Origin of the sequence: Pantoea sp. 9140 (assembly GCF_000745295.1) — a bacterium.
GTDB classification, from domain to species: Bacteria; Pseudomonadota; Gammaproteobacteria; order Enterobacterales; family Enterobacteriaceae; genus Pantoea; species Pantoea vagans.
In genome coordinates this window covers 26,998-50,357 of sequence record NZ_JQNO01000001.1, presented here as the reverse complement: position 1 = coordinate 50,357, position 23,360 = coordinate 26,998, and the positions used below count along the sequence as shown (strand labels likewise).

Annotated in this window: 19 protein-coding genes; 10 read left to right on the top strand and 9 right to left on the bottom strand. The window is 57.3% G+C overall.

What is annotated here, in order from left to right:
• Positions 1-45: 45 nt before the first annotated feature.
• Positions 46-1,377, bottom strand: a complete 1,332-nt coding sequence (locus tag FA92_RS00205) for an extracellular solute-binding protein (RefSeq protein WP_033781595.1) — start codon at positions 1,375-1,377, stop codon at positions 46-48.
• A 550-nt stretch (positions 1,378-1,927) separates the two neighbouring features.
• Between FA92_RS00205 and FA92_RS00200 the strand changes: the two genes are divergently transcribed.
• Positions 1,928-2,527, top strand: a complete 600-nt coding sequence (locus FA92_RS00200; protein WP_033781592.1) for a GNAT family N-acetyltransferase — start codon at positions 1,928-1,930, stop codon at positions 2,525-2,527.
• A gap of 12 nt (positions 2,528-2,539) precedes the next feature.
• Complete coding sequence (locus tag FA92_RS00195) at positions 2,540-3,631, top strand: ABC transporter ATP-binding protein (RefSeq protein WP_033781591.1); 1,092 nt, start codon at positions 2,540-2,542, stop codon at positions 3,629-3,631.
• Positions 3,632-3,690: 59 nt separating this feature from the next.
• Here the strand turns inward: FA92_RS00195 and FA92_RS00190 are convergent, their stop codons facing one another.
• Entirely contained in the window at positions 3,691-4,809 is a 1,119-nt protein-coding gene (locus FA92_RS00190) for an ROK family transcriptional regulator (RefSeq protein WP_033781589.1), read from the bottom strand.
• Between the two features lie 40 nt (positions 4,810-4,849).
• On the bottom strand, positions 4,850-5,734 hold the full coding sequence (locus tag FA92_RS00185) for a BadF/BadG/BcrA/BcrD ATPase family protein (protein WP_033781587.1): 885 nt from the start codon (positions 5,732-5,734) through the stop codon (positions 4,850-4,852).
• Positions 5,735-6,003: 269 nt separating this feature from the next.
• On the opposite strand from FA92_RS00185, the gene FA92_RS00180 reads away from it, so the two are divergent.
• Entirely contained in the window at positions 6,004-7,161 is a 1,158-nt protein-coding gene (locus FA92_RS00180; RefSeq protein ID WP_013359835.1) for a Gfo/Idh/MocA family oxidoreductase, read from the top strand.
• Between the two features lie 439 nt (positions 7,162-7,600).
• Here the strand turns inward: FA92_RS00180 and FA92_RS00175 are convergent, their stop codons facing one another.
• A complete protein-coding gene (locus tag FA92_RS00175; RefSeq protein WP_013359834.1) occupies positions 7,601-8,842 on the bottom strand; it encodes an MFS transporter in 1,242 nt (413 codons plus the stop codon).
• Between the two features lie 401 nt (positions 8,843-9,243).
• On the opposite strand from FA92_RS00175, the gene FA92_RS00170 reads away from it, so the two are divergent.
• The gene (locus FA92_RS00170; RefSeq protein WP_033781586.1) at positions 9,244-9,843 is read left to right on the top strand and encodes a hypothetical protein; all 600 of its coding nucleotides are present in this window, start codon (positions 9,244-9,246) and stop codon (positions 9,841-9,843) included.
• Positions 9,844-10,118: 275 nt separating this feature from the next.
• Positions 10,119-12,509, top strand: a complete 2,391-nt coding sequence (locus FA92_RS00165) for a glucose/quinate/shikimate family membrane-bound PQQ-dependent dehydrogenase (protein ID WP_033781585.1) — start codon at positions 10,119-10,121, stop codon at positions 12,507-12,509.
• A gap of 55 nt (positions 12,510-12,564) precedes the next feature.
• On the opposite strand, the gene FA92_RS00160 is transcribed toward FA92_RS00165, so the two are convergent.
• The 3 genes from FA92_RS00160 to FA92_RS00150 all read right to left on the bottom strand — a co-directional run bounded on the left by FA92_RS00160 (position 12,565) and on the right by FA92_RS00150 (position 15,316).
• Complete coding sequence (locus FA92_RS00160; RefSeq protein ID WP_033781584.1) at positions 12,565-13,770, bottom strand: MFS transporter; 1,206 nt, start codon at positions 13,768-13,770, stop codon at positions 12,565-12,567.
• Positions 13,771-13,880: 110 nt separating this feature from the next.
• Positions 13,881-14,777: a LysR family transcriptional regulator gene (locus FA92_RS00155; protein WP_033781583.1), complete on the bottom strand. Its 897-nt coding sequence runs from the start codon at positions 14,775-14,777 to the stop codon at positions 13,881-13,883.
• 170 nt (positions 14,778-14,947) lie between these two features.
• Entirely contained in the window at positions 14,948-15,316 is a 369-nt protein-coding gene (locus FA92_RS00150) for a helix-turn-helix domain-containing protein (RefSeq protein WP_013359828.1), read from the bottom strand.
• A 331-nt stretch (positions 15,317-15,647) separates the two neighbouring features.
• Between FA92_RS00150 and FA92_RS00145 the strand changes: the two genes are divergently transcribed.
• From FA92_RS00145 to FA92_RS00135, 3 genes are all read left to right on the top strand, one after another.
• A complete protein-coding gene (locus tag FA92_RS00145) occupies positions 15,648-16,307 on the top strand; it encodes a response regulator (RefSeq protein WP_003855687.1) in 660 nt (219 codons plus the stop codon).
• On the top strand, positions 16,304-17,659 hold the full coding sequence (locus FA92_RS00140; RefSeq protein WP_033781582.1) for an ATP-binding protein: 1,356 nt from the start codon (positions 16,304-16,306) through the stop codon (positions 17,657-17,659). The genes FA92_RS00145 and FA92_RS00140 overlap by 4 nt, the downstream gene beginning before the upstream one ends.
• Positions 17,660-17,938: 279 nt before the next feature.
• Positions 17,939-18,805 (top strand): nucleoside-specific channel-forming protein Tsx, encoded by an 867-nt coding sequence (locus FA92_RS00135; RefSeq protein WP_033781580.1) that lies wholly within the window; start codon positions 17,939-17,941, stop codon positions 18,803-18,805.
• 122 nt (positions 18,806-18,927) lie between these two features.
• On the opposite strand, the gene yjdN is transcribed toward FA92_RS00135, so the two are convergent.
• Positions 18,928-19,365 (bottom strand): VOC family metalloprotein YjdN, encoded by a 438-nt coding sequence (yjdN, locus tag FA92_RS00130; protein ID WP_013359825.1) that lies wholly within the window; start codon positions 19,363-19,365, stop codon positions 18,928-18,930.
• Positions 19,366-19,438: 73 nt separating this feature from the next.
• Positions 19,439-20,335, bottom strand: coding sequence for a LysR family transcriptional regulator (locus tag FA92_RS00125; RefSeq protein WP_013359824.1), 897 nt, complete (start codon positions 20,333-20,335; stop codon positions 19,439-19,441).
• A 114-nt stretch (positions 20,336-20,449) separates the two neighbouring features.
• Here FA92_RS00125 and FA92_RS00120 point away from each other — a divergent pair, with 114 nt between their 5' ends.
• Both FA92_RS00120 and FA92_RS00115 read left to right on the top strand, forming a co-directional pair.
• Complete coding sequence (locus FA92_RS00120) at positions 20,450-21,763, top strand: amidohydrolase (RefSeq protein ID WP_033781579.1); 1,314 nt, start codon at positions 20,450-20,452, stop codon at positions 21,761-21,763.
• Complete coding sequence (locus tag FA92_RS00115) at positions 21,760-23,202, top strand: M20 family metallopeptidase (protein ID WP_033781578.1); 1,443 nt, start codon at positions 21,760-21,762, stop codon at positions 23,200-23,202. Before FA92_RS00120 ends, FA92_RS00115 begins: the two co-directional genes overlap by 4 nt.
• The last annotated feature ends 158 nt before the right edge of the window (positions 23,203-23,360 follow it).

Here is a 23,360-nt window from a genome sequence, read left to right as displayed (position 1 = left end):
GGTTCAGAACGATGCTCAGGCCCGGCTGTGCGCCGGGCCTCCGGCTTAATGCTTCAGGGTTTTCAGGTAACGCTGATAGTTGTTATCAAAATTCACCACCATCTGATCGGCAGTCTGACGACCCGCCAGCAGCAGCTGGACATTCTGATTCAGCTCGGCATTCATGGTCGGCGTGGCCCAGTCTACATAGTGACCTAAACCGTCATAGTCGTTGAGCGTCAGCCAGACCTGATACGCCTCTGCCAGCAGCGGATTATCCGCCGGCATTTTGGCCGCCTTGTTGGTGCTGGCCGGCAGGAAGCCCACTTTCAGCCAGCGGTTCGCCATGGCATCCGAGACCATATAGTTGATGAACTTCGCCGCCCCATCCTGCTGATCTTTGCCTTTAGCGGTGCTGGTAATCGAGAACGCCAGATCGGTTCCGCCTACCATCAGCGGCTGCTTCACGCCGTCACCGGCAGGCATCGCAGCAAAGTGAATATCCTTGTTGTCTTTAAACTGGCCGAGATACCAGGTGCCGCTGACCAGGAACGCCGCCTGGCCGTTCTGGAACAGTGTCGCCGCATCGTCGTGACCAATGCCCTGGAAACCCGGGAAGAAGTACCCTTTGTCGGTCCAGCTCTTCATCATCGTGGCAGCATTGACCAGCTTGCTGTCTTTGAAGGTGCCGCCCACATCGTAAATCAGATTATCCAGCGTCTTGCGGTCGTGGCTCTCAATCTGCGCCTGCCACAGGGTGCTGAGCAGCTGCTGGCCCATGTTGCCATCCAGCAGGCCCAGCATCATCGGTGCGGTGCCCTGCTGTTTCAGCTTCGCCATGGCACTTTCCAGTTCGGCCAGGGTTTTTGGCACCGCGATGCCCGCTTTATCCAGCAGCGCTTTGTTGTAATAGAGGCCGACCATTTCGCCCAGGCTGGCGACGCCGTAAAGCTTGCCGCTGCCGAACTCGCCACTGTCTGACCAGCGGTTACGTTTCAGAATCGAGTCCGGGAAGCGGGTCGTCCAGCCATAGCTGGCGGCGTAGCTGTCGAGCGGCAGCAGCAGCTTATCTTTGACCAGCGAACCCATATCACCGCCGCCCTGATTGACCTGCGCGATCTGCGGGCCATCACCGGCGGTCAGTGCCAGCTTCAGCGGAATACGGGTATCTTCAAAGGAGTGAACCGAGCGGTTAATCACGATGCCGGGATTCTGCTGTGAGAATTCTTTAATCCCTTCATCCACCGCAGCAGTCTGCTCCGGGTAATTGTAGATATCCCACTCATTCAGAGTAACGGCGGCGTGAGCGGCATGAGAAACGCTGCCCGCCAGCAGGCCCGCTGCCAGCAGCCGACCCACATTGCGAATTCGGAACGAACGAACGGAGGAAACAGACATTATGCTCACCTTCTTCAGACCAGGATCGGCATCCTTTCATCTCACCGCCTGACATCCTGCAGGCTGCAGCCGCACACAAACGCACTCACTCATACTTACTTTAATGGAAAAATAAAGTCAAACAGCCTGCATTGGGAATTGCAACGCTGTGAGCACGCGCAAATAAACAACGATATGAGGCGAAATTCAGCACGCCACGCTGGCTTTTACGTCATTAACCGTGGCGGCACGTCGCCAGCCGCTTTTTCTTCAGCAGGAGATACCAGCCTGATAATCGCAAAATAACGTCCTGATAAAACATATGAAAATCCTATCACGCTCACAATTTTCTCTTTTGATCGGCCGTGAATCTGCCGCCAGCCGCCCTGTTCCGGGCGTGTTGGCGATCACAGTTGTGCATCCTGACGCCGTTAAACGTTGCCGAACCGCCCATGTTAGTGCGATAAGGTAATTATTCTATCTTGAAAACTAAGTCCACTTTCATTAACGTAACTTTCACCTGCGGATCTGTTCAATCCCTGACCGGTTCCCTCACTCACGAGAATTCACCATGGCGAATCAAGGTGTCATTCGTCCGGCCACGCCGGCGGACTACCCGGCGCTCTACCGCATCTGCCTGGAAACAGCCGATGCAGGCGGCGATGCCCGCGCGCTCTACTCCGATCCTGACTATCCCGGCCAGCGTTTTGCCGTCCCCTATGCGCGCTTCGCGCCAGACTTTGCTTTTGTGCTGGAGCGGGACAATGAGGTGCAGGGATATGTGGTGGCAACACCGGATACCCGCGCGTTCGAAGCCCAGCTTGAGGCCGAATGGTGGCCACAGCTGCAGGAAAAATATCGCGACCGCAGCCCCAGCGCCCCGCTCGACAGCAAGGTGCTCGACGCGATCCGCCATCCCGACCAGCCCGCAGAAACGCTGGTGACACAGTGGCCCGCGCATTTGCATATCAACCTGCTGCCGGCAGCGCAGAAAGGCGGCTGGGGTCGTCGGATGATTGAGCATGAACTGGCGGCGCTGCGGGCGGCGGGCGTCAGTGGTGTCCATCTTGGCGTAAGCCTGCAGAATGAGCAGGTCTGCGCCTTCTATGCGCGCATGGGTTTTACCCCCATCCTGCGCAGCAATGCCATCTACATGGGCCAGTTACTCTGAGTGAGGTAGCCGATGACCAGCCTGCGCTTGCAGAATGTGAAGAAGTCGTATGAACACGTTAATGTCATTCATGGCATCGATCTGACGATCAACAGCGGCGAATTTGTGGTGTTTGTCGGGCCATCTGGCTGCGGTAAATCGACGCTGCTGCGGATGATCGCCGGGCTGGAGGAGATCAGCAGCGGACAGTTGCTGATTGAGGAGCAGGACATGACGCAGCAGCCCGCCACCGAGCGCGGCATCGCGATGGTGTTTCAGTCCTATGCGCTCTACCCCAACATGACGGTGCGCGGCAATCTGGCCTATCCGCTGGAGGTGATGAAAAAGTCCAAAGCGGAGATCAACGAGGCGATCACTCAGACGGCAGCCCGTCTGCATCTCACCGAACTGCTCGATCGCCTGCCGCGCGCGCTCTCGGGCGGACAACGGCAGCGCGTGGCAATTGGCCGGGCGATTATCCGTCATCCGCGTATCTTCCTGTTCGATGAGCCGCTCTCTAACCTTGATGCAGAGCTGCGTCTACAGATGCGGATTGAGATCGCCCGGCTGCACGCCTCACTCGGTAACACGATGATTTATGTGACCCACGATCAGCTGGAGGCGATGACGCTGGCTGACCGCATTGTGGTGCTGCGTCAGGGCCGCATTGAGCAGGTCGGCGCGCCGCTGACGCTCTATCACGACCCGGATAATCTGTTTGTCGCCGGTTTTATCGGCTCACCAAAAATGAATTTTCTGCGGGCGGAGATCAGTGCCACCGGCGAGGGTGAAGTGCAATTGCGGGTGCCGGAACTGAAGATTGAGGGGCTGGTGCTGAAGATTGCCGCCGACTGCCGCGAGGGGCAAACCGTGACGCTGGGCATTCGTCCTGAGCACTTCCAGCCTGCCGCGCAGACACCGGAGGCACAGCGCTTTCATGGCGAGCTGGCCTATGGCGAGATGCTGGGCCACACCAACTATCTCTACCTGGATATCGGGCGCGAGCAGATGCTGGTGGTGGAAGAGCGCGAGGCAACTACGCGCGGTCTGGGTACGCAGGTTGAACTGGGCTTTTCTGCCGCACACTGCCTGCTGTTTGATGAGCAGGGAATGCGCCTGCGCTAAGGCAAACGCGGAAATAAAAAACGGGCGCCGAAGCGCCCGTTTTTTATTTGAGAGCTCAATCAGGTGACCGGCTCTTCGTCGGCCTGCGCCGCCAGCAGATCCAGCAGCCGGTTGACGGCAAAACCCGCTGCGCCCAGCGCCCACATCCGGTTCGATTCCGTCAGGAACTGCAGCGGCGTCATGTGCGGTGTCAGTTTAAGCCGGTAAGCCTGGAAGCTCTGGGTGATGTGATCGAGCAGAATACGTGACGCCATATGCGGCTCCATCGCCAGATAAACCACATCCGGGTCGTAGGCCACCGACAGGTTCGCCAGCGAAATTCCCAGCTCGCGCCCGGCTTCCTGCAGTACCGCCAGAACCTCAGGCGTGGGTCGCTGATCCAGCGCCTGCAACGTGAGGCCTTCTACCGGTTCCTGCTCAGCCAGCCGCTGCAGAATGGCGCGCGATGAGGCGACATCCTCCAGCAGACGCAGCGAGCCGTCGCCCACCAGCCCGTTGCCGATCTCGCCTGCCTTGCCGTGACGACCGCGGTAGAGCTGACGATTCAGGATGATGCCCGCCCCGATCCCTTTGCCGTAGGTCGCGATCACCGCCGACTGGGCGTTGCCGAGCTGACCAAACACCAGCGCAGCCATTGCCATGGCGTTGGCGTCGTTCTCGATAAACACCGGCAGCGAGAAGCGTTCTTCCAGCAGGCGTGCAATCGGGACGTTATCCCAGTCGAGCACTTTGGAGCGGATGCAGTAGCCATTTTCGGCATCGACCAGGCCCGACAGCGCCAGGCCTATCGCCCCAACCCGCTTCTCCTCCACGCCGCGCAGGAACTTCGCCAGCGCATCGCCAAGCTGACGTGGTGTCAGCGTACCTTTCGGCATCTGCTGTTCGCCCAGCAGATTGCCGCTGAGATCGGTCATGACGATCAGGTTACGTTCCGCATTGAGCTGAATGCCAATCACGCTGGCGCGATCGGGATTGAGGCCCAGCAGGGTTTTTGGTCGCCCCATCGACACGCGACGCAGCCCCAGCTCCTGCACAATCTCCTGCGCCAGCAGCCGATTAGTGGCCTGCGACACGGTCGACATGCTCAGTCCGCTGCGGACTTTCAGGTCTGACTGGCTGATCGGCGCATTTTCAACAATCAACCGCAGAATACGCGCGGTTACGTTGGGAGCGGTCATAAATTCCTCGGGTTATCTGGCTGAGAAGGCTCAGCCAGTTTCAGATCGGTAATCGGACAGAGGTCAGCTGCTGCGCCAGTATCAGCGCCCCGCTCAGGGCATCGCCCTGTGGCGTCACGAGCCGGGCCTGGATATCGTCGTCCAGCCAGCGCTGAATTGGCGTAGCCAGGCCACCCATCAGCGCCACCCGTCCGCTGCTCAGCGCAATCAGACGGCGCACCATCAGGCCGATATCGGCGGCGGTCTGATGCAGCAGATCCTGTGCGTGGCTGTCGCCCGCATCGGCGGATGCGAAAATCTGTGGCACCACGCGCGCCCAGTCGGCAGGCGTCGCTGAGCGCGTCCAGAGCAGCATCGTTTCCGGGCTGTCACCGAACTGTGCCATCAGCTGCCGGGAAAAGGCGGTCGGCGTAATAATGAACTCATGGGCCAGCAGCGCCAGACGCAGCGCACGGCGGCCCAGCTCCGCGCCCGATCCCTGATCGGACAGGGCAAAGCCCCAGCCGCCAAGCAGCGTAAAGCGTTCGCCATCCCAGGCCGCGCCCTGACTGCCGGTGCCGATGATAAAGACGGCGCCAGGAGCGCCAGCATGCGCGCCCGCACAGGCGATTTCCACATCACTGACCATCTGTAACGCCGCGCAGGCAGGCTGCCAGCTGGCGAGCCGCGCCTGCACCGAAGCGACATTGGCACCCGCTAATCCGGCCACCAGCGCGGTCTGTGCCAGCGCCTCCGGCGCTAATCCCGCCAGTGACAATATCCGGTCAATCAGCTGTCCGACGCAGGTCAGCGCCGCGTCATAGTCTGACCAGACGTTGGCAGGCCCGCCGGTGGCTTCCGCCAGCACGCGGCCCTGCAGGTCGGTTAACCGCGCGCGACACTGTGTACCGCCGCCATCAATGCCAAGAAGATAGTGTGGTTGCACGCGCTTCCTTCCCGATTTTGGGTTATAGCCATAATGAGCGAACGATAGGATAAAAAAACTTAAATCGCAATAACAAATAAATATGGCAAAAATATATCGACACTTTTTGTTTATTTTACATTGAGATAACAAAAAGTGCGCCGCAAAACGCGCAGCGTGTTATTGACATTAGTTTTTCCGTCGTAATAAGTTGGTGGTCAGATTATCAACAGGCGCGCCCGATCGCAGGCGGGCTATGCATTATCCGATTTCAGGAGCAGGGGTTTAACATGAAAGTAGGCATTATTGGTCTCGGCTTTCGTCTGTCCCACGTGATCAAAGAGTTCAGCAAAGCCGATGACGCCTTCTCGGTAGTGGGTTATTACGATCCGGCCCCGGCCGGACTGCCTAATCTGCACAGCTTTGGTATCGCGCCCGGCCAGGCCTTTGCATCCATCGACGCGCTGCTGGAACACGGCGGCATGGATGTGGTGCTGGTTGGCTCCCCCAACTTCCTGCATCTGGAGCATGTAGGTCAGGCGCTGGCGGCGGGCTACACGGTCTTTACCGAAAAGCCGGTAGTGATCAATGAAGAGCAGACCATGGAGATGGCGAAGCTGGTGCGCCAGTATGGCGAGGCACGCATTCTGGTCGGCCTGGTGCTGCGCTACTCCCCGCTTTATCACGATCTGCTGGCGGCACGCGATGCCGGGCAATTAGGTGAAATCACCTCGATTGAGGCGACGGAACATATCAAGCCTTACCACGGCGCGTTCTTCCAGCGCGACTGGCGACGTCTGGAGAAGTATGCCGGCCCTTACATTCTGGAGAAGTGCTGCCACGACATCGACCTCTATCAGGGCCTGTTGCAGGAGCGTCCGATCCGCGTCGCCAGCTTTGGTGGCCGCAAATCTTTTACCCCGGCGCATGCCCCGCAGGGGGCGATCACCGCTGAATCAGCGCTCTATCACGAGAAACCCAGCGGCTGGTCGAGCACCGATGCGGTCTTCGACAGCGACGCCGATATTGTTGATTACCAGACAGCCCTGATTGAGTACGAAGGCGGCGCGACACTTGCTTTCCATGCCAACCTCAACGTTCCGGATGAGTTCCGCCGTTTCTGCGTCATGGGCACGGACGGCATGGCGGAAGGCGACTTCGTGCGAAACTACTTCCGCGTTCACAACGCGCGCAGCGGTGAGAAAGAGGTCGACACCGCTTACAGCGGCAATGCTTATGATGGTCACTACGGTGCAGATGCCCTGATGGCAGAAGAGATCGTTAAACATATTAAACAGGGAACACCGCTGAAAGTTTCAGTTGTGGACGCGCTGGAAGCGGGCCTCACCGCCATAAAAATCGATGAGGCGCGCAAAACCCGCAGCGTAGTGGACATGCGTGAAAGCTGGCTAACATTTGACGCCAACCTGGGAAAAACCGGGGCCTGATGGCCCCAGCCTGCGGGTCGGTCTCCCCCTCTGACTCCGGGTTTTGAATGGCAGTATGACTGGTAACTTCCTCTACTGGCCTTCGGGCCAGTGACATTATTGATGTTGAGCGCCACCTTAATAACTCTGCCCAACTCTCAACCAACGTCTTTTCCCTTCTCCCCAGCCTGAGGCAACTTACATTCTTAAAGCGATGGGGACATAGGCCTGCATCCGATCCAGACCTGCTCTCCACAACCAGCCCTAACAAACCACTCCTCAGCCCAAGGCAACTTACGCACTTAAAGCGATGGGAGCATACGCCTGCAGCAAAGCATCGCGGGCCAGGGATGGGCCGCGCTGAGCCTGCCAGGGATGGCGTCTTTTGCGTCTTTGCGAAAGGCGTATACTCCCTGAGCCTGCTCAGTGGCCCATGACCGCTGCATACCTCTAACCAGCTCTAAACCGGATCCACCTCATTCTCCAGCTTCTGACGCCGCCGAAGATGCGGAAACAGCTTCATCCACAACGCCACCACAATCAGTGTACCGATGCCGCCAATCGCTGCCGCGGGTGCCGCCCCCATCCAGGCTGCCAGCAATCCCGACTCAAACTCGCCCAGCTGATTTGATGTATTGATAAAAATTGCGTTAACCGCATTCACCCGTCCGCGCATGGCATCCGGCGTATCCAGCTGCACCAGCGCACCCCGGATCACCATACTCACCATATCAAAGCCGCCCAGCGCACAGAGCGCAATCAGCGACAGCCACAGCTGCGTGGACAGCGCGAATACCAGCGTGGCCACGCCAAAGCCCGCTACTGAGCCAAACATAATCATCCCGACATGCTTGTCCAGCTTGTGACGGCTCAGCCAGATGCCTACCAGCAATGCACCGACCGACGGCGCGCCGCGCAGCATCCCCAATCCCCACGGCCCGGTATGCAGAATATCTTTGGCAAAAATCGGCAGCAGCGCCGTTGCGCCACCGAGCAGCACCGCAAACAGATCGAGCGAAATCACCCCAAGGACATCTTTGCGCTCACGGATAAAGTGAATCCCGGCAAACAGATTCTTCATATTCATCGGCAGACGGGTCTGCACCGGACGCTCATAACGCAGCAGACTCACCAGCGTCAGCGAAATCAGATAAAACAGCCCGGAAACGCCATACACAACATGCGGCCCGGCAACATACAGCAAGCCGCCTATCGTCGGCCCGACAATCACCGCCGCCTGGCCCCCTACCGAGTTCATCGCCATCGCGCGTGCCAGAATCGAGGGCGGCACCAGCGACGGCAACATTGAGGACATCGCGGGCCACTCCAGCGCCTTCGCCACCGCAATCATAAACACCAGCCCCCACAGGGCGGTCTTATCGGCGGTATGGAATAAGGTAAGCACCACTAATGCCACCAGTGCAGCAAATTCCACCAGCTGCCCCAGCAGCACAATGCGCCGCCGGTCATATTGATCCGCAAGATGACCTGCAGGTAGCGCCAGCAATACCGACGGCAGAAACTGCATCAGGCCAATCATCCCTAACGCCATTGCGCTGTTGGTCAGCGCATAGATCTGCCAGCTGATCGCTACCGAGAACATCTGAAAACCAAATGATGAGCAGGTACGCGCCAGCCAGAACGCCACAAATGTCCGATGTCGCCACAGCGACTCTTCCGCTGTTGATGCCATAAATCCCATGTCTTATCCCAAATCAGGTGAGGAAGCCCGCATCGTTTCACGGTGTTATTGGTGTGGTGATTGATGATGTTAAATTAACAGACCGGATGAGACCTGAATGGCTGCGGCTCCAGCCCTGTCTCTCTGTCCAACAAAACGCATACCTGTCCGGCACAGGTACGTCCGACCGCTCCTGACTATTACCAGCCTATTGGTCCCGACTATTGAATATATTCCAGCACATCATCAGACGCCAAAGGAATTATGATCTCTTTGCTAATGGGTTTATTTACTTTCTCAGGCAACAAAAGGATGATTTGGATTAAGCATGTGATCTATATTTATTCACGCGTTTAAAAAAATGCGACTTTTTATATGATTAATTATCAACAAATCCTTTTTTATTGCATTTCATAGAGATAATGAAAAACAGTTTATATAACCCCTATGTTACTGAACCTATCCATCACGTTAAGCGTAATGTCTCTGGCATTTGCTATAGCGTGCCTTATCTTCAGCAAAACCAGGAAAGCAGAAATACACTTAATACAAACAACATTATTTCATTACACAATCAAATTGCCACTGAAGCAGCATTAATGATTATTCCGATCGATGATATGCGATTACGGGGAATGATTGCTGTACCGGACGCTTATTCACATTTACAGAATGGGCGTATCCGGATTGGAATCAATTATTCCAGTTTAGCGGCACATTATGCGCCACTGCTTGAATTAACTAAGAAATTTGATTTCTGGCTTTATGATTTTGCGCCGCCGGGAGCAGACTGGCGACTGCTGGAATCCTTTCCTTTTTCAGGGATTGTTTTAAACGAAGCGTTCTTTAATGACAATTATGAAAAATTTACCTTTCCCTTTTTTATGGCGACATTTCGTGAAAAAGGAGCAGAGGTCATCGTACGAAGTCATACGCCGACTTTAACGGCTGAGCAGTTTGCTGAGATAAATATCAGCGGCTGGCAACAGCAACGCTCGGATGGCGATCTTATTAGCTGCTGATTCACAAATCCTGCCTTCCGGCGTTAAGGGCACACGGCGGTGCGCTTAACGTCCTTTAATCCCCCATAAAATGTCGTATTATTCCGGTTGTTAAGCGATTTAAGCCAAAAAAATCAAATCTCGATCTGATTTTGCTATAACATTTAACACAAAGGGATCGTCTGTCTTAACGGAAGAGATACTTCAGAACACCCTAATCATTTGTACTTGATAACTGGAAACAGCCTATCTGGTTGTTTTCGTGTGTTTTATGGCAACGAAACGAGGTCGATATTATGGGGAAAAACTCCTCATCTTTTGGCGTAATTCGTTTCCTGACAGTGCTGTTCGCAGTACTGACGGGCGCGTTTATGCTGATTGGCGGTGGCTGGTTAGCCGCCATTGGTGGTTCCTGGTATTACGTTTTCGGCGGTGTGGTGATGCTTATCACCGCTTATCTGCTTTCCCGTCGTAAAAGCACCGCGCTGGTTCTCTATGCGCTGCTGCTGATCGGCACCCTGATCTGGGGTGTATGGGAGGTGGGTACAGACTTCTGGGCACTGGCACCGCGCACCGATGTGCTGGTGATTTTTGGTGTCTGGCTGATCCTGCCGTTTGTTTATCGCAGCTTCAACGCGGGCAGTAAAGCCGCGCTGGGTACGATGGCTGTAGCGCTGGTTGCCAGTGCTCTCGTGCTGGCCTATGCGGTGTTTAACGACCCGCAGGTGATAAACGGTTCAGTGCCAGAAACCGCTGACAACGCCCCGCAGGCTGCGCCGCTGAGCAACATCCCGGATGCTGACTGGCCCGCTTATGCGCGTGATCAGCAGGGAACCCGTTTCTCGCCGCTGAAGCAGATCAATCGCCAGAACGTGAAAGAGTTGCAGGTTGCCTGGCAGTTCCAGACGGGCGACATGAAAACCCCTAACGATCCGGGTGAAATCACCGACGAAGTTACACCGATTAAAATCCGCGATACGCTTTACCTCTGCTCGCCACATCAGATCCTGTTTGCTCTGGATGCGGCCACCGGTAAGCAGAAGTGGAAATTTGATCCGGGCATGAAGGTGAATCCGACCTTCCAGCACGTGACCTGTCGCGGTGTTTCTTACCACGAAGTGCCGGCAGCAGCCGATGCGGCAAACACGCAGCCTGCGCTTTGCTCACGTCGTATCTATCTGCCTGTCAACGATGGTCGCCTGTTTGCCCTGGACGCAGAGACCGGCGAACGCTGCCCGTCATTTGGCGTCAACGGCGAGCTGGATCTGCAGCACAAACAGCCTGTCACGACTGCGGGTATGTATGAGCCGACCTCGCCACCGATCATTACCAACACCACCATCGTCATGGCGGGTGCGGTTACCGATAACTTCTCAATCCGCGAGCCGTCAGGCGTGATTCGTGGTTTTGATGTGAATACCGGCAAACTGCTGTGGGTGTTTGATCCAGGCGCGAAAGACCCGAATGCCATTCCGGCGGATGAACACACCTTTACCATGAATTCACCGAACTCATGGGCACCGGCAGTGTACGATCCGAAACTGGATACCGTTTATCTGCCAATGGGCGTGACCACACCGGATATCTGGGGCGGTAACCGCACACCAGAGCAGGAGCGTTATGCGAGCAGCGTGCTGGCTCTGAACGCCACCACCGGTAAGCTGGTCTGGTCTTATCAGACCGTGCATCACGACCTGTGGGATATGGATCTGCCGTCGCAGCCAACGCTGGCTGACATCACCGATAAAGATGGCAACACCGTACCGGTGGTTTATGCGCCAGCGAAAACCGGCAACATCTTTGTCCTGGATCGCCGCACCGGCAAGCCAGTGGTACCTGCGCCAGAAACGCCAGTACCACAGGGTGCTGCCAAAGGCGATCACGTTGCCGCTACTCAGCCCTACTCTGAGCTGACCTTCCGTCCGAAGCAGAACCTGACGGACAAGGATATGTGGGGCGCAACGATGTTTGACCAGCTGGTGTGCCGCGTGATCTTCAAGCGCCTGCGCTATGAAGGTCCGTTCACCCCGCCTTCTGAGCAGGGTACGCTGGTGTTCCCGGGTAACCTCGGTATGTTCGAATGGGGCGGTATTGCCGTCGATCCACATCGTCAGATTGCGATTGCTAACCCAATGGCGCTGCCGTTTGTCTCGAAGCTGGTTCCACGTGGCCCGGGCAACCCGATTGAGCCGTCGAAAGGCGCTGAGGGTGGTTCAGGTACGGAAACCGGTATTCAGCCACAGTATGGCGTGCCGTATGGCGTCGAGCTGAATCCATTCCTGTCACCGTTTGGTCTGCCATGTAAACAGCCTGCCTGGGGTTACATCTCCGCGGTGGATCTGAAGACCAACGACGTGGTGTGGAAACAGCGTATCGGTACCGTTCGCGATAGCGCACCGGTTCCGTTGCCGTTCAAAATGGGTATGCCGATGCTGGGTGGTCCTATCACCACTGCCGGTAAGGTGTTCTTCGTTGGTGCGACAGCAGATAACTACCTGCGTGCGTTCAGCACCGATACCGGTGAGCTGTTATGGCAGGCACGTCTGCCAGCAGGCGGCCAGGCGACCCCAATGACCTATGAAGTGAATGGCAAGCAGTACGTTGTCATCGCAGCAGGCGGTCACGGTTCGTTTGGTACTAAGCTGGGCGATTATGTGATTGCCTACGCCCTGCCAGACCAGAAGTAATTCACTACGCTGTGAATAACCTAAGGCGGACTCCGGTCCGCCTTTTTTGATCGCGTTATTTACGCATCCCGCGCCAGTTGAGCCAGGCGCAAAACAGCATCACCACGCAGGTCGCCAGAAACACTGGCCGCATCCCGAATGTCCCTCCCACCAGCCCACCGAACAACGGACCGCTGACCTGGCCGATATACTGCGCCGACGTCGAATATCCCAGCATCCGCCCGACCTGGGAACCGGGCACGTTATGGCGGATAATCGCTGTAATGCACGGCATCAATCCGCCCAGCGCCATCCCCATCAGAAAACGCAGTATCACCAGTTGCCAGGCCGCGGTAATAAACGCCTGCGGAATCAGCAGCACCCCACTGACCAGTAGTCCGCCGGTCAGAACCCGCCAGTGCCCTACCCGATCGGCCAGACGACCCAGCCGGGGTGACGCCAGTACCGTGCCCAGCGCCGCCGCAGACATCACCAGTCCGGCGATCATCGTGATTTGATGGTCGCCCTGCACGAACTCGCCCACGTAGAGCGTGATTATCGGTTCAATCGACATGCTGGCGAAGATCAGCAACATGCCGGAGAGCCACATCAGCCGTACCAGGGTGTGATTAACCGGCTCGTCTGCGGACTGCGCTTGCTGGCTGGCGCGCGACGTCGCGGTAGCGCTCGACTGCTCTTTAAGTAAAAAGGTGGTAGCGAGGAAGGCAAGAAAGATTACCGCGCCGGTCAGCCAGAACGTCTGACGGATGCCGATCAGCGGCGGTAACACTCCACCCAGCAGCGGCCCGACCACATTGCCCGCCATAATGCCGGAGGACAATACGCCCAGCGCCCAGCCGGTCTGCGCTTTTGGCGTCTGCGCTGCCACCAGAATGGTCGATCCCGATGCGTAGCCACCCAGCAGCCCGGCCAGCAGCCGCAGCGCCACCAGCTGCCAGGGCGCGGTCGCCATGCCGATCAGCGACATCGCAATTGCCATCCCCAGACTGGCCCGAATCAGCATCAGCTTACGACCATAACGGTCAGCCAGCCTGCCCCACAGCGGCGCAGTCAGCGCGGCGCTGAAAAAGGTCGCGCCATAGGCCAGCCCCGACCAGCAGGCGATAGCGGCGGGTTGCTCAACGCCGAGTTGCTGCACATAGAGTGGCAGAAACGGCAGCAGCAGCGTCATCGCCACAATGGTGGTAAAAGAGCCAACGACGCAGACTGCTAAGTTGCGTCTCCAGTACTGAAACTCTGCCGTTTCGGGTGACTGTTGCATGGTGATATCCGTTGAATGATCAGGGATACAGGCTAACCGGCGCAGCGCAGTAACAACAGTGATGGCGGAATAGTTACTCTGTGGCGCTGATTGTTGTCAGCAGGCAACAATCAGCCCGGATTCAGTGCAGCAACCAGCGCATCGCACAGCAGCGTCATCGGTGATGCCGGTTCAGGCGTGTCGTGCAGCAGCAGATAGCTTTGCAGACGATCCATCTGCCACTCCGGCAGCAGTTGCCGGATATCGCCGCGCGCCACCGCCTCCTGCGCCATGTAGGAAGGCAGATAGGCAATGCCGCTGCCCGCCAGTGCGGCATTGAGCAGCGCCATACTGTTATTGGCGCGGAAGCGGCTACGCACGTCCAGTGCCAGCCGCTGTTTATCACGGCGGAACGGCAGCGCGGCGGTGTGCGCCGGGCCATGAAACAGCAGCAGGTCGTGGCGCGGCAGCATCTCAGGATGAGTGATGGCGGGTCGCTGCGCCAGATAAGCCGGCGCGGCATAAAGCCCCCACTCGATATCGCTCAGTACCCTGAAATTGCCCTGTTGCGGCGATCGGGATCGGATCACAATCGCCAGATCCACCTGATCGTCCAGCCGATCGTGATTGCGATCGGTCAGATCGAGATCGACGTTAATATGCAGATGGCGGCGCAGGAAATGATTGAGAACGGGAACCACGCACTGGCAGCCGAACGTGACGGGCGCCTGCAGCCTGACATGCCCAGTGGGCTGCTGATGCACCTGCTGCACAAACGCCTCGGCGCGCTGCACTTCAGCCAGCATCCGCACACAGTAGGGATAATAAGCCTGGCCCAGCTCAGTCAGTGCCAGCCGCCGGGTGGTACGCTGTAGCAGCCGGATACCGAGCCGCAGCTCCAGACGGGCAATTTCCCGGCTGACGTGAGATTTGGACAGGCCAAGTGCCCGTGCTGCCTCACTGAAACTCTGCAATTCCACGACCCGTGCAAACACCAACATGGCGGTTAAATTCTCGCCGTTTTCCATGTTCCCGACTCCGACAGTAAAAGGGGCAGGCAACAAACTAACACGTCAGGGCGGGGTCACTGTGGCGGGCGGGCAAAAAAAGACGAGGCAAAGTTCAGGAGGAGAGCGGCGCTGAGCGCGGGCCGACCTTCCCGTCTGTATGCGCGGTGACGGGAAGGTCTTAACAGGCATCAGCTGGCCATCGCCAGAGGAAACAGCAGCCGATCCGGCTCAACGCGACGCTGACGGCGCAACTGGCCCGGCGTCATCATAAAGTAGTTTTTAAAGGTGCGGGTATAGGCCTGCTGGGTATCGAAGCCGTAGTTCATCGCCACCTGCAGTATCGCTTCGTTGCTGCTTAGCAGACTGAGTGCAGACTCGGTTAAGCGGCGCTGGCGGATATATTCTGCCAGTGAAAAGCCGGTGTGCTGGCGAAACAGGCGTTGCAGATGCCAGCGCGAATAGCCCGAGCGGCGTGCCACCTCATCCAGATGCAGATCGTGTCCTAAGTTGTTCTCAATCCAGTCCAGCAAACTCCGAATAAACTCGCGCTGATTCATGGTTCCTCCTGTTGATGCTGATGTGCAGTGGAGCCACTCTACCCGCTAAAATTTATCCCTTAATTAGCAGAAAATTAGCGCAGAATTAGCAACGGCGGGAATGGGGCGATAATAGCCATTTCAGAGCAAGCTATGACGATTGTCCGCCAAAATAATTCGTGCTGTGGCAAGGCGGCAAAGGCGCGAATCCCCAGGAGCTGACATTGGTCAGTGACTGGGGTGAGCAAAAGCAGCCAACGCCGCCACAGTGCGAAGTATGACGGCGGAAGGATAATTCTGGCCTAACAATTGATGGATAAACTCTCTCTCATCTTTATAAAGGAGATCAGCCATGCGCGTGTTACTGGTTGAAGATGATGAAATGATCGGCGCGAACCTGCAACAGGCACTGCAGGGCGCGGGCTGGTCAGTAGATTGGGTGCGCGATGGCGTCTATGCCCAGAATGCCTGGAGCGAGGGCGGCTACAGCTGTGTACTGCTTGATCTCGGCTTACCGCGCGATGACGGTCTGCAGGTTCTGCGCCGGGCGCGCGGGCGCGGCGACGCCACGCCGGTCCTGATTCTTACCGCACGCGACACGGTGGCGCAGCGTATTCAGGGACTCGACAGCGGCGCGGACGACTACCTGCTTAAACCGTTCGATCTCCAGGAAGTGATGGCCCGGATGCGCGCCATTACCCGGCGCAGCCACGGCGCGGCAGACTCGGTGCTTGGCAGCGGCGATGTGCAGCTGGACATGATGACCCGCGAGGTGCTCTACAAAGGCCAGCGCGAGCAGCTGACGGCGCGGGAATATGCCCTGCTCTACGCGCTGCTGGAGCGGCCGGGCGCTATTCTGTCGCGCGAGCAACTGGAAAACCGCATCTACGGCTGGGGCGATGAAGTCAGCAGCAACGCGGTGGATGTCCTGATCCACGGCATGCGTCGCAAACTCGATAACGACGTGATCCGTAATGTACGCGGACTGGGCTGGCGGGTTCCGGCGATATGAAACCTTTCCGCTTTATGCGCTCACTGCGCAATAAACTTCTCTCTACCCTGCTGATTATTCATCTGCTGATGATCGGCGGCGTCACCTGGTATTTCTTCAGCTGTTACGGCGATATGGTCGGTACCATGAAGGACGATCAGCTGGCAAAAATCGCTGATGCCTGGTCCACCAATAAACAGATGCCCGCCCTGATGCCGATGCTTATTGCACCTGACAAAGCAAAGAGCGCCTTTGTAGTTCAGCTCTGGGACGATCAGGGCCAGCTGCGGGCCAGTTCATGGCCGGAGTTGCAGGCCCCGCTGCAAAACCAGCGCGGTTATCACGATGTGCATGTGGGTCAGTGCGACGACTGTGAATGGCGTATTTTTTCCCGGCCCGGCATGCCTGGCAGCGAGATCAAAACGATTCAGGTGATGCACAACCTCAGCTACATGAAGGCCTCAATGGTCAAGCGGGCGCTGTCGGCGATCATTCCGATGATCCTGATGATGCCGCTGTCGCTGCTGGTGATCTGGCTGGTGGTGCGCAAGATCACCCGCGATCTGCAGGTCGCTTCGCGTCAGATTGCGGCGCAGGAAACCCATCATCCACACAATGTCTCACCGGAAGGCTTACCGGATGAGATCCTGCCGCTGGTAGCCGCTTACAACTCGCTGCTGAGTAAGCTGCGTGACGCCTGGTCGTCGCAGCGTCAGTTCCTGGAAGATGCCGCGCATGAGCTGCGTACGCCGGTAACAGCGGTGACGTTACAGCTGGAAAACCTGCGTCAGCATATTCAGCCGGGTGAAGCGAGCCGTCAGTTCAGCCAGTTGGAAGCGGGCGTCACGCGTACCCGTCACCTGGTCACGCAGTTACTCAATGTCTCACGCCAGGATGACCAGAGCGTGGTGTCCAGCGTGGAGCAGATCGAACTTGAAGATCTGCTAAAAGAGAGCATTGAGCAGTTGATGGTGGTGGCGGATAAGCGCGGCATCGATATCGGCTTTAATGGCTCCACGCAGTATCGCCTGCAGGCCAGCCGTTCCGAATTGCGCAGCCTGTTCGACAACCTGATTGGTAACGCTATGTTGCACACGCCGGAAGGTAGCCTGGTCGATGTGCTGCTGCATCGGGTCGCGGGCAAAACGGTGGTCGATATTGTTGATAACGGACCGGGCATGCCGGAATCCTTTATCGAACGTGCGTTCGACCGTTTTACCCGTTCGCCAGACGTTAAAGCCCAGGGCAGCGGGCTGGGATTATCGATTGTGCGCAACGTCGCACAGAAACATCAGATTCACGTCGCCCTTTCCAATTGCCTGACGCCACAGGGTGCAATTTGTGGTTTGCAGGTTCGCGTCACTCTTCCCTGATCCCACCTGTTTGATCACGAACCAGACAACGTAAACGGTTGCCTGGTTCCGTTCGATCCACGCCGTTATTGTGAAGTGCATCACATTTTAGCTGAATTGTAATGCAACACTTTTTGACAAACGTGAGCAAAATCTATTTTCTATCGATCTGTTACAGGCACGCTACGCGGGCTGAAGAACGGGTTGTTATTCGCTGTGAAACCCTCATTCCCATCAAGGGACCGATTTTTCTCTGACTGCGTCTGGTGTGCAGCGGTCAAAAGCATGTGGCTGATAATAATGAAATATAAAACGTTGATAGCAGGTGCCGTGCTGGCATGTTCATTGAGTGGTGCTGCGCAGGCCGCTGAAAGCGATCCGCAGTATCTCTCGGATTGGTGGCATCAGAGCGTTAATGTGGTAGGCAGCTACCACACGCGTTTCGGACCGCAGTTTAACAACGACGTTTATCTGGAATATGAAGCGTTTGCGAAGAAAGACTGGTTCGATTTCTACGGCTATCTCGACGTACCTAACTTCTTCGGCGTCGGCAACAGCAATGCCAACGGCGTATTCGACCACGGTTCACCGATGTTTATGGAGATTGAACCGCGCTTCTCTATCGATAAACTGACCGGCACCAGCCTGGCCTTTGGTCCGTTCAAAGAGTGGTATTTCGCTAACAACTACATCTACGATATGGGCCGCAATAGCGATAACCGCCAGAACACCTGGTATATGGGTCTGGGCACCGATATCGATACGCACAGCGATGTCGGCCTGTCGCTGAACGTCTACGCCAAATATCAGTGGGAAAACTACGGCGCGGCGAACGAAAACAGCTGGGATGGCTATCGCTTCAAGGTGAAATACTTCGTGCCTATCACCACGCTGTGGGGCGGTAATCTGGGCTATGTGGGCTTCACCAACTTCGACTGGGGTTCCGATCTCAACGAGAAAGGCGGTTCATCACGCACCAGCAACTCCATCGCCTCCAGCCACATTCTGTCACTGGGTTACGATCACTGGCACTTTTCTGCGGTGGCGCGTTACTTCCACAACGGCGGACAGTGGGCGGATGGTCAGGAGCTGAACTTCGGCAAAGGCCCGTTTGAAGTGAAATCGACGGGCTGGGGTTACTACTTGGTGGCGGGTTACAACTTCTGATAAAGATAACGGGCGGCTGAAAAAACCGCCCGTCACGCAGGAGATCTGGCCTGGAGCGTTGTCTCTCCAGGCCAGCTTTTGAGAGGCAGTTTTAGCAACTCAGTCCTCCATCTTACCTTCGGTTATTCCTGTGGCTTCTCAACGTTGATGCGCCATGGAATGTTGAACTTATCGATAAACATCGCGAATCCGTTCGACCAGAACGTCTCCTGCCACTCCGTTGTGACCTTGCCGCCTGCCGATAGTTTCTCAAACCAGGCTTTACCCTTTTCGACATCAGTAGTTGAAAGGCTGACCGCATAACCGGCATGTTCAGACGCGGGCGGCTTCTCGGTATTACCATCGCTCAACATCAGCTCACCGTCACCGATACGCAGTTGCGCATGCATGATCTTTTCTGGCGGCTGCGGCGCAGCAGACTGATCGCCTACCTGCTCACCCTGATCCGGCATATCACCAAATTTCATTTTAGAGAGCAGCTCTCCCCCGGTCGCCTGCAGGTAAAAGTCGATAGCCTCTTCACAACGGCCATAGAGAAACAGATAAGGACTGACTTGCATCGTAACCTCTATTTGTCGGGTGGATTTATTACAGTACCCCTATAGTGTAGACGATCGACTTTACTCCCTGAATTTACTGGCAATAACGCCGAAAGAGTTGCGCCATATAACTGCTCATCGGCGTCAGCGCGGTGTCTTTGCGCTGGATCAGATAGAAGATGGCTTTCGGCAGGGGCTCGTCGAGCGTCAGCGCCACCAGCGACCGCCCCAGAATGGGATCGTCAATCACGTCGACCGACAGAATACTGATGAAATCGCTTTGCGCGACCAGGCTGGTGCAGGCCATAAAGGTTTCACAGGTCACCACGATTTTGGGTGCCATACCGCGCTCGCCAAACAAATCGTGCAGCAGGCGGTAGTAACTCCCTTTTGGCGTTGGCATCGTCCAGTCCGCCTGCTGTAACGCCGCCAGAGAACGGGCCTTTTCCAGCGGGTGGCCTTTACGCACCACCACTCTATACTCGCGCTCCATCACCCGCTCATACATCAGCTCCTGATCGAGATGACTCTGATCGTAGGTGTTGATGGTGAAATCGAGCGCGCCCTGACGCAGCTCATGCACCATCGACACCAGCTGGCCCTCGACGATGCGTACCTTAATCAGCGGGTATTCGCGATGAAACTGGTTTATCACCTGCGGCATGATGGTGCGCGCCACGCTGCCCCCCACGCCGATGTTCACCTGACCGCCACCCAGTCCCAGCCGCTGCTGGATATCCTCTTCTGCGACCCGCAGTTCCGCCAGCACCAGGCTGGCATGGCGAAAAAAGTTATCACCGATATCGGTCAGTACCACGCCCTGCTGACGGCGGATAAACAGCTTTGCGCCCAGCTCTCGCTCCAGTTCCTGAATCGCTTTGGTTAACGCCGGTTGCGACAGCCCGGACAGCCGGCTTGCCGCCCGGATACTGCCCTGTCGTGCTACGTCAGTGAAGGCGCGCAGCTGATGAAGTTTAAGATTGGCAGACATAGTTTTGCGATAACCGTTGTTTATCAGTCACAAGATATTCGCATCTTATGCCACCCAGTACCATTGTGTAGATTCAACGCAGTGCATAAAAAATCAACAATGAGGAAAGAGCCGATGAAACCCCTTTCAGACCACGTCAGCGCCCTGCTGCCACAGCTGCAACAGTGGCGTCGCGACTTCCATCACTACGCCGAATCAGGCTGGCTGGAGTTCCGTACCGCCACCTTAGTGGCTGAAGAACTGCATAGGCTCGGTTATCAACTGAAGCTGGGCCGTGAAGTGATCGATGCCGATGCGCGGATGGGCTTGCCCGACGACGCCGTGCTGAAGCAGCAGGAAGCCCGTGCGCTGCAGCAGGGCGCACTGCCGCAGTGGATCAGCCACTTCTCTGGCGGATTCTGCGGCATCGTGGCAACACTCGATACCGGCCGTCCCGGCCCGGTGATGGGCTTCCGCGTCGATATGGATGCACTGGATCTCAACGAAAGCCAGGCCACCGATCATCTGCCGCAGCGTGAAGGATTTGCTTCCTGTAACGCGGGCATGATGCATGCCTGCGGGCACGACGGCCATACCACCATTGGCCTGGGCCTCGCCGCAGTGCTGATGGCGATGAAAGATCAGCTCAGCGGTACGATTAAACTGATCTTCCAGCCCGCCGAAGAGGGTGTGCGCGGCGCGAAAGCGATGGTCGCCGCGGGCGTGGTCGATGACGTTGAGCGCTTCACTGCGATTCACATCGGTACCGGCGTGCCGGCAGGTGAAGTGGTGTGCGGCAGCGACAGCTTCCTGGCTACCACCAAGCTGGATGTTCACTTTACCGGCGTCGGTGCCCATGCGGGCGGTCGCCCTGAAGAGGGTCGCAATGCTCTGCTGGCCGCGGCACAGGCGACGCTGGCGCTGCATGGTTTAACCCAGCACAGCGGCGGTGTGGCGCGGGTTAACGTGGGCGTGCTGCAGGCGGGAACCGGCCGCAACGTAGTGGCCGACTGCGCCCTGCTGAAAGTCGAAACCCGTGGCGTGACCAATCAGGTTAACGACGATATTTATCAGCAGGCGCTGCGGGTGATTGCCGGTGCGGCAGCGATGTATGGCGTTGAGCAGCAGGTTTCACTGATGGGTGCTGCGCGCAGCTGTACGCCGACGCAACCCTGGGTCGACTTCATCCACCAGCAGGCGGACGCACTCGGCCTTTTCGACTCGGTGGTCGATCGTAAAGCGCAGGCGGCAGGGTCGGAAGATGCGACCTACATGATGGAGCGGGTAAAGCAGCGCGGCGGTCAGGCCTCTTACGTCATTTTCGGCTGTGCGCTGGCGGCAGGTCACCACAATGCGAAATTCGACTTTGACGAGCGGGTCATGCCAGACGCCATCACGCTGCTGGCAACGCTGGTGCTGAACCAGGCGCAGTTTGGGGGCTCACGATGATGGAAGCGTTTATTGCCGATTATATCGATCGCCATCAGCTCCGCTTCAGCACGCTCAGCGACGCCATCTGGGACACGCCGGAAACGCGCTTCGCCGAAACCCGTTCCTCTGCTCTGCTGGCCGATGCGCTGGAAAGAGAAGGATTTACAGTGGAACACGGTGTGGGGAGTATCGACACGGCCTTTATCGCCAGCAAGGGCAGCGGTAAGCCGGTGATTGCTATCATGGGTGAGTTTGATGCGCTGGCCGGTCTGAGCCAGCAGTCGGGCTGCGCCCGGCCACAACCGCTGGAAGCTAATGGCAACGGACATGGCTGCGGCCACAACCTGCTTGGCACGGCGGGTGTTGCCGCCGCCTGCGCCGTGAAAGCCTGGATGGAGCAGCATCATACCCGCGGCACGGTTCGCTTTTATGGCTGTCCTGGCGAAGAGGGCGGCTCGGGCAAAACCTTTATGGTGCGCGAGGGGCTGTTTGACGACGTTGACGCCGCCGTGACCTGGCATCCGGAAGGTTTCAGCGGGATGTTTAATCTGCGCACGCTTGCCAATATTCAGGCGGCCTTCAGCTTCAAAGGCGTCGCCGCTCACGCCGCCAACTCACCCCATCTGGGCCGCAGCGCACTGGATGCCGTCACGCTGATGAACACCGGCGCCAACTTCCTGCGCGAGCATATCGTACAGGAAGCGCGTCTGCATTACGCCATCACCAACAGCGGCGGCGTCTCGCCGAATGTGGTGCAGGCCGATGCGGAGGTGCTCTACCTGATTCGTGCCCCGGAACTGCCTCAGGCGCAGGCGATCTATGAGAGGGTGATCAATATCGCCAGGGGCGCAGCGCTGATGACCGACACCACGCTGACCGTGCGTTTTGACAAAGCCTGTTCTGACTACGTGCCTAATCGCGCGCTGGAAGCGGTGATGGAGCGTTATTTGCATCAGTTTGGTTTGCCCGGTTACAGCGACGAAGAACGCGCGTTTGCGGCTGAACTGCGTGCCACCCTGACCGATGACGATCTGCGCAATGCCCGGCTCAATGCCGCCCGCACCGGTGGCGAAGCCGGTCATACCTGGGCTGAACAGCTGGGCGATAAACTGTTTATGGATGAGGTCGCGCCCTATGCGGTCACGCGCGAGCTGCTCTACGGCTCCACCGATGTCGGCGATGTCAGTTGGGTGACGCCGACCGCACAGTGCTTTGCGCCCTGCTTTACCTTCGGTACACCGCTGCACACCTGGCAACTGGTGGCGCAGGGCCGCACCAGTATCGGGCATAAGGGGATGTTTCTGGCGGGCAAAGTGATGGCAGCCACGGTGTTAACGCTGTTAACGGATCCGCAGGCGCTGGCTGGCTGCCGGGCCGAGTTTGATCGAGTACGCGCCGCGCAGCCTTATATCTGTCCGATCCCGGCGGGGATCACACCCACAAAACTGGCCGAATGAGCCAACGGCCGTGTCTCTGACGCGGACCATTATAAAAATATTGCAAACACTTCCCTGATTCAGCGGAGCCGGAACTGAACTCACCGTCTGTCGTCTACCACGACCGGCGCCAGGCCGGACCTCCGCCGATAAGGGGAATACAAGACGAGAACCAATAC

What these genes read in the sequence shown, in the direction of transcription:
- FA92_RS00205 (WP_033781595.1), bottom strand. Translation starts at nt 1,377, where the DNA reads ATGTCTGTTTCCTCCGTTCGTTCGTTCCGAATTCGCAATGTGGGTCGG.
- FA92_RS00200 (WP_033781592.1), top strand. Translation starts at nt 1,928, where the DNA reads ATGGCGAATCAAGGTGTCATTCGTCCGGCCACGCCGGCGGACTACCCG.
- FA92_RS00195 (WP_033781591.1), top strand. Translation starts at nt 2,540, where the DNA reads ATGACCAGCCTGCGCTTGCAGAATGTGAAGAAGTCGTATGAACACGTT.
- FA92_RS00190 (WP_033781589.1), bottom strand. Translation starts at nt 4,809, where the DNA reads ATGACCGCTCCCAACGTAACCGCGCGTATTCTGCGGTTGATTGTTGAA.
- FA92_RS00180 (WP_013359835.1), top strand. Translation starts at nt 6,004, where the DNA reads ATGAAAGTAGGCATTATTGGTCTCGGCTTTCGTCTGTCCCACGTGATC.
- FA92_RS00175 (WP_013359834.1), bottom strand. Translation starts at nt 8,842, where the DNA reads ATGGGATTTATGGCATCAACAGCGGAAGAGTCGCTGTGGCGACATCGG.
- FA92_RS00170 (WP_033781586.1), top strand. Translation starts at nt 9,244, where the DNA reads ATGAAAAACAGTTTATATAACCCCTATGTTACTGAACCTATCCATCAC.
- FA92_RS00165 (WP_033781585.1), top strand. Translation starts at nt 10,119, where the DNA reads ATGGGGAAAAACTCCTCATCTTTTGGCGTAATTCGTTTCCTGACAGTG.
- FA92_RS00160 (WP_033781584.1), bottom strand. Translation starts at nt 13,770, where the DNA reads ATGCAACAGTCACCCGAAACGGCAGAGTTTCAGTACTGGAGACGCAAC.
- FA92_RS00155 (WP_033781583.1), bottom strand. Translation starts at nt 14,777, where the DNA reads ATGGAAAACGGCGAGAATTTAACCGCCATGTTGGTGTTTGCACGGGTC.
- FA92_RS00150 (WP_013359828.1), bottom strand. Translation starts at nt 15,316, where the DNA reads ATGAATCAGCGCGAGTTTATTCGGAGTTTGCTGGACTGGATTGAGAAC.
- FA92_RS00145 (WP_003855687.1), top strand. Translation starts at nt 15,648, where the DNA reads ATGCGCGTGTTACTGGTTGAAGATGATGAAATGATCGGCGCGAACCTG.
- FA92_RS00140 (WP_033781582.1), top strand. Translation starts at nt 16,304, where the DNA reads ATGAAACCTTTCCGCTTTATGCGCTCACTGCGCAATAAACTTCTCTCT.
- FA92_RS00135 (WP_033781580.1), top strand. Translation starts at nt 17,939, where the DNA reads ATGAAATATAAAACGTTGATAGCAGGTGCCGTGCTGGCATGTTCATTG.
- yjdN (WP_013359825.1), bottom strand. Translation starts at nt 19,365, where the DNA reads ATGCAAGTCAGTCCTTATCTGTTTCTCTATGGCCGTTGTGAAGAGGCT.
- FA92_RS00125 (WP_013359824.1), bottom strand. Translation starts at nt 20,335, where the DNA reads ATGTCTGCCAATCTTAAACTTCATCAGCTGCGCGCCTTCACTGACGTA.
- FA92_RS00120 (WP_033781579.1), top strand. Translation starts at nt 20,450, where the DNA reads ATGAAACCCCTTTCAGACCACGTCAGCGCCCTGCTGCCACAGCTGCAA.
- FA92_RS00115 (WP_033781578.1), top strand. Translation starts at nt 21,760, where the DNA reads ATGATGGAAGCGTTTATTGCCGATTATATCGATCGCCATCAGCTCCGC.